We start from the raw sequence: 2,290 nt of genomic DNA, 5'->3' as shown, positions 1-2,290 counted from the left end.
CGAATGTAGACATCTCATATTTTCCCGAATCTTTTTCATAAGTCCCGATTACATTTAACGGTGTACCATCCTGAAAAACGACTGCAATGTATTCCTCAGTCTTAATGATTCCATCAGCGCCAATCTTTTTCCCTTTCACGAATTCCTTCGTGAATGTGTATACAGGATGAAGCTGTCCGAATGTGATATTCTCAGAGTCGGGATTTAAATTGAAGTCCCCCGCAAGAGAGGATTTCAGTTCATCCTTCACGATCTGTCCAAAAAATGTATCAGCAAATTCCTGTGCACCTTCCGGAATACCGTTCTCCGCACTTACAGGTGTAGCCATCCAGAAGACTAATGACATAATCAGCACTAATAATTTCTTCATCCCTAACTCCCCTTATAAGTTTAATTATCTCCATTTGTTAGTCATTAACCCTTTGTGCGGCGGACGATATCTTACCTCTTTAAAATTCTGCATCCTCCCTAAAATTCCTTTATAAAAGGAAAATAAAGGAAGCAAAGGGACGTACGCTCTGCTTCTTCTCTGATGTGCTTTCAGGAATTTTCAAATATAAATAGGACGGTTCATGAAACTCATGGACCGCCCTTGCCTTATTGTTATTATCAAAAATATGAACACAAGAACCGTCCCCATGTTCATGGAGAAGGGAATCTTTCCCTTTTAGTAGAATATCTTAGAAAAAGCAATCGGGTTTGAAAAATGGGGGTGTTGGTTTGAAGAGGTTTATGCAGTTTTTTGCATTGATGTTTGTGTTGAGTATTTTTACGGGTTCGTTCCCTTCTGTTGCAAGTGCGTGTTCTTGTGCTGAGCTGCCGACTGCGGCAAGTGAATTGGAGCGGTCAAAGGCTGTATTTAGCGGGAAAGTCTTGGATATAAAAGAAAAGCGGAGTGCGCAAGGATATATGACTAAATCCGTCCTCTTTGAAGTCACGAACACTTGGAAAGGCGTGACACAATCACAAATCATCATTACGACAGGTCAAGGCGGCGGGGACTGCGGGTTTAATTTTACAGAGGGGCAAGAATATTTGGTTTATGCGAACGACTCAGATATGTACGGAGCCAAAACCCTTGTGACCCTCATATGTGACCGCACAAATTATTTGACTGCTTTAAAAGACGATTTGCCGATCCTTGGTGCAGGAAAACCTCCAGTTGAAAAAGTGGATTTGAGCCGCGAACAAAGTGGAAATCAACTTTATTTATGGGCTGCTGGGGTTGTAGTCAGCGGAATAATCGTCTTTATACTTTTAAAATTACGCAAAAAGAAAGGAAATCGCCAATGATCGAAGACTTGCGTCGCTCTATCCAGCAATTATCCGAAAATGATGCCAAATCGATACTACTGCAAACGATGATCCGGGTAAAAATGATCCGGGAATCCAATGAATCTCCCGGGCAAATGATCGAGGATTTATTATCATGGTGTAATGAGATTGAGGACAGCCTCCAAAACGATCAGGTGGTTGAACGAGATTATAAAACCGTCCATCTTGTCTGCGGGGAATCCGCTGCCGGCTCATTGCGATTCACACTCGGGCATGAGCATATGATAATCGGCTTTCCTGACTTCTTTGCAGTCGGACCTATAGAAAAACTTCATACAAAAGCTGGACTTCAACGTAGATATGACTGGCTAAGGGACCATTTAAATTTTTCAGATGATTATTTTGAAGAAGAGTATGAAAACAGATATTCAAGCACTCTCGCAGAAATAGAGGCAATTCCCCCTCATGTTCCCATTGTGATTTGGACAGCTGAAAATGCAGACGAACAAACAGGAATACGTTATCTGTTTTATTTGATAAAAGAAAAGACAAATGACATATATTTGATCAATACCACCACCGCTTATCAGGAATTATTCAATACAAAAGAGTATCAATATCTGTACTCCCATACCGGCGGGCCCGAACCTGAAAAAATAAACGAGATCTTTCAGAAGAAATCCTCCAGCCCTTTGACTCAAGAGGAAAGAAGACGATTCGAAAAAGAATGGATGACCCTGTCAGAGAGTAAAGAAGTCCTGAGGATTTGGAAAAACCACAGCGTTATAGCTGTAAATGAAGATTACTTTGATGGATTAATTATCACCACTGCTCAAAAGTTACATAGCAAAAAAAGTGAAAAGGACTTTATAAAAGCAGCCAGGATCATTGGAGAAGTCTATGGTCGAATCGACAACCATGTAGGCGATGCTTTTTTAGAAGACAGGCTGCGTGCCCTTGTGTATAAAGGAGTTTTCGAGATAAAAGGGATTCCGAAGGGCATGAGGTATTATAG

The 2,290-nt window shown here is 41.0% G+C and carries 3 protein-coding genes; 2 read left to right on the top strand and 1 reads right to left on the bottom strand.

What is annotated here, in order from left to right:
• The coding region (locus WB217_RS10585; RefSeq protein WP_423993195.1) for a hypothetical protein at positions 1–370 on the bottom strand (370 nt) is incomplete at its 3' end.
• A 350-nt stretch (positions 371–720) separates the two neighbouring features.
• Here WB217_RS10585 and WB217_RS10580 point away from each other — a divergent pair.
• Both WB217_RS10580 and WB217_RS10575 read left to right on the top strand, forming a co-directional pair.
• Positions 721–1,293 (top strand): hypothetical protein, encoded by a 573-nt coding sequence (locus WB217_RS10580; RefSeq protein WP_423993194.1) that lies wholly within the window; start codon positions 721–723, stop codon positions 1,291–1,293.
• On the top strand, positions 1,290–2,290 hold a 1,001-nt coding region (locus tag WB217_RS10575; RefSeq protein WP_423993193.1), incomplete at its 3' end, for a DUF1835 domain-containing protein. The genes WB217_RS10580 and WB217_RS10575, both read left to right, overlap by 4 nt.

The sequence above is a fragment of the Mesobacillus sp. genome, assembly GCF_049588175.1.
In the GTDB taxonomy this organism is placed as follows: domain Bacteria; phylum Bacillota; class Bacilli; order Bacillales; family Cytobacillaceae; genus Mesobacillus.
Note: the sequence above shows the minus strand (reverse complement) of the source record. Positions and strands in the feature narration are given on the sequence as shown.